The sequence below is a fragment of the Burkholderia sp. Ac-20379 genome, assembly GCF_017104645.1.
Lineage (GTDB): Bacteria > Pseudomonadota > Gammaproteobacteria > Burkholderiales > Burkholderiaceae > Burkholderia.
Genome location: NZ_JAAGPF010000500.1, coordinates 1 through 3,548, shown reverse-complemented (window position 1 = coordinate 3,548; position 3,548 = coordinate 1). Strand labels below are relative to the sequence as shown.

Sequence of the window (3,548 nt, the reverse complement as noted above, 5' to 3'; positions counted from 1 at the left end):
GTATTCACCATGAACCGGGTCGGCAAGATCGTGCCGCCCAAGCGCCAGATCCTCAAAGACATCTCGCTGTCGTTCTTCCCCGGCGCGAAGATCGGTCTGCTCGGCCTGAACGGCTCGGGCAAATCGACGCTGATCCGCATCATGGCGGGCGTCGACAAGGACATCGAGGGCGAAGCCACGCCGATGCCGAACCTGAACATCGGCTACCTGCCGCAGGAACCGCAGCTCGACCCGACCAAGACGGTGCGCGAAGCCGTGGAAGAAGGCCTCGGCGACGTGTTCAGCGCGCAGAAGAAGCTCGACGAGATCTACGCCGCCTACGCCGAACCGGACGCCGACTTCGACGCGCTGGCCGCCGAACAGGCGAAGTACGAAGCGATCCTGGCCGCCTCGGACGGCGGCAGCCCCGAGCAGCAGATCGAAATCGCGGCCGACGCGCTGCGCCTGCCGGCCTGGGACGCGAAGATCGAGCATCTGTCGGGCGGCGAAAAGCGCCGCGTCGCGCTGTGCAAGCTGCTGCTCGAAAAGCCGGACATGCTGCTGCTCGACGAACCGACCAACCACCTGGACGCCGAATCGGTCGAGTGGCTCGAACAGTTCCTGACGCGCTTCCCGGGCACCGTGGTGGCCGTCACCCACGATCGCTACTTCCTCGACAACGCCGCCGAGTGGATTCTCGAACTCGACCGCGGCCACGGCATCCCCTGGAAGGGCAACTACTCGAGCTGGCTAGACCAGAAGGAAGACCGCCTGAAGCAGGAAGATGCGACCGAATCGGCGCGCCAGAAGGCGATCAAGAAGGAGCTGGAGTGGGTGCGCCAGAACCCGAAGGGCCGTCAGGCGAAGTCGAAGGCGCGTATCGCCCGCTTCGAGGAACTGAGCAGCCAGGAATATCAGAAGCGCAACGAAACGCAGGAAATCTTCATCCCGGCCGGCGAGCGCCTCGGCAATGAAGTGATCGAGTTCAAGAACGTCAGCAAGGCCTATGGCGATCGCCTGCTGATCGACGATCTGAGCTTCAAGATTCCGGCCGGCGCGATCGTCGGCATCATCGGCCCGAACGGCGCCGGTAAATCGACGCTGTTCCGCATGCTGACGGGCAAGGAAACGCCGGATTCGGGCGAAATCGTGCACGGCCCGACCGTCAAGCTCGCCTACGTCGACCAGAGCCGCGACGCGCTGGCCAGCGACAAGACGGTGTTCGAGGAAATCTCGGGCGGCGCCGACGTGCTGACGGTGGGCAGGTACGAAACGCCGTCGCGCGCCTACATCGGCCGCTTCAACTTCAAGGGCGGCGACCAGCAGAAGATCGTCGGCAACCTGTCGGGCGGCGAACGCGGCCGTCTGCACCTGGCCAAGACGCTGATCGCGGGCGGCAACGTGCTGCTGCTGGACGAACCGTCGAACGACCTCGACGTCGAAACGCTGCGCGCACTGGAAGACGCACTGCTCGAATTCGCCGGCTCGGTGATGGTGATCTCGCACGATCGCTGGTTCCTCGACCGGATCGCGACGCACATCCTGGCCTTCGAAGGCGAGTCGCAAGTGACGTTCTTCGACGGCAACTACCAGGAATACGAAGCCGACAAGCGCGCGCGCCTCGGCGAAGAAGCCGCCAAGCCGAAGCGGATCCGCTTCAAGCCGATCAGCCGCTGATCGTGATGTGAGCCGCCGCATGCGGCGGACGAGAAAAAGCGGGCATCTTGCCCGCTTTTTTCATGTGCGCCTGTCAAAGGCGCGCCGTGCGTTCAGGCCGGCACGCCCAATTTGCGCAGCCGGGCTTCGGTCGATGCCACGCCGGTGTGATGAATGCCGTGCCAGCCCAGCGCGGTGGCGGCGGCCGCGTTGTGCGGATTGTCGTCGATGAACACGAGTTCCCCGGGCGCGATGCCGGGCAACTGCGCGGCGATCCGCGCGAACATCTCGCGATAGATCGCCGGATCGGGCTTGGCCAGCCCCACGCGGCCCGACACCACCACGTCGCGAAAGCGCCGCAGCACGGCGTAGCGCTCCCATGCGTACGGGAAGGTTTCGGCCGACCAATTGGTCAGCCCGAACAGCGGCACGCCGGCCGCTTCGAGCCGTTCGACGAGCGCCACGCCGCCCTCGAACGCGCCCGCGATCATCTCGGGCCAGCGCGTGTAGAACGCGCGGATCAGCGCCTCGTGCTCGGGAAACGCGGCAATTTTCTCGGCCGTGCCTGCCTCGATCGTCTGCCCCGCGTCCTGGCGAACCACCCAATCCATCCCGCAGACTTCGGTGAGAAAGCGGCGGCGCTCGGCCGGATCCGCGATCAGCTGGCGATACAGATAATCGGGACTCCAGTCGATCAGCACGCCGCCGAAATCGAACACCACCGCCTTGATCGCCATGCGTTTCGTCCTGTCCTGTCGTGATTCGCCGAGGGCCGCCGCGCGCGAACGGCGCGGCGGATCGGGCAAGCCGGGTCAGAGCGGCTGCGTGCGCGTTTCGAGCCAGGCCAGCGCGGCGCCCGTCACCAGCGGGCCGACACGCTCGCGCACGGTCGCGTGATAGGCGTCGAGCCAGGCGCGCTCGCCCGCGTCGAGCAACTCGGCGACGATGCAGCGCGTGTCGATCGGGCACAGCGTCAGCGTCTCGAAATCGAGGAAATCGCCGAACTCGGTCTGCCCGGCCGCGCGGTTCACGACCAGGTTCTCGATGCGCACGCCCCACTGGCCCTGGCGATACACGCCCGGTTCGTTCGAGGTGATCATGCCCTCCTCCATCGCCGTGTGCGGATCGGCGGCGGCGTAGTGCGAGATCACCTGCGGGCCTTCGTGCACGTTCAGGAAGTAGCCGACGCCGTGGCCGGTGCCGTGGCCGTAATCGAGCCCGGCCGCCCACATCGGCGCGCGGGCGATCGCATCGAGCATCGGCGAGCGGATGCCGCGCGGAAAGCGCGCCCGCGACAGCGCGATCATCCCCTTCAGCACGATCGTGAAATCGCGGCGCTGCGCCTCGCTCGGCGTGCCCACCGGCACGACGCGCGTGATGTCGGTGGTGCCGCCGACGAACTGGCCGCCCGAATCGATCAGCAGCAGGCCGTCGCCTTCGATGGTCGCGTGCGATTCGGGCGTGGCGCGGTAATGCGGCATCGCGCCGTTCGCGTTGAAGCCGGCGATCGTCGCGAAGCTCGGCGAAACGAAGCCGGGCCGGCGTGCGCGGGCGGCCGTCAATTGCTCGTCGATCGTCAGCTCGGTGATGGGTTCGTGGCCGAGCGCGGCCTCGAACCAGGCGAAGAATTCGGCCAGCGCCGCGCCGTCCTGCGCCATCGTCGCGCGCACGTGCTCGATTTCGGCCGGCGTCTTGCGCGACTTCGCGAACGTCGACGGGTTGACGGCCTCGACGCGGCGCACCGCGTCGGGCACCGCCTCCAGCGTGCCGAACGTCACGCGGCGCGGGTCAATCAGCAGCGCGCTGCCGGCCGGCAGCGCGGCGAGCGCCGCGGCGGCTTCCGCGAGATCGGAAGAGCGTCGTGTAGGGGAAGAGGGTGGGTGGCGGGGTAGGTCGCGGTGGTAGCCGTGGCA

3 protein-coding genes are annotated in these 3,548 nt (G+C 67.3%); 1 reads left to right on the top strand and 2 read right to left on the bottom strand.

What is annotated here, in order from left to right; genetic code table 11:
- Window positions 1-1,656: energy-dependent translational throttle protein EttA (ettA, locus tag G3N92_RS31965; RefSeq protein WP_241015152.1), on the top strand; the 1,656-nt coding region annotated here is incomplete at its 5' end.
- A 92-nt stretch (window positions 1,657-1,748) separates the two neighbouring features.
- Here the strand turns inward: ettA and G3N92_RS31960 are convergent.
- Both G3N92_RS31960 and G3N92_RS31955 read right to left on the bottom strand, forming a co-directional pair.
- Window positions 1,749-2,372, bottom strand: coding sequence for an HAD family phosphatase (locus G3N92_RS31960; RefSeq protein ID WP_206131533.1), 624 nt, complete (start codon window positions 2,370-2,372; stop codon window positions 1,749-1,751).
- Between the two features lie 75 nt (window positions 2,373-2,447).
- Window positions 2,448-3,548: M24B family metallopeptidase (locus tag G3N92_RS31955; protein WP_241015151.1), on the bottom strand; the 1,101-nt coding region annotated here is incomplete at its 5' end.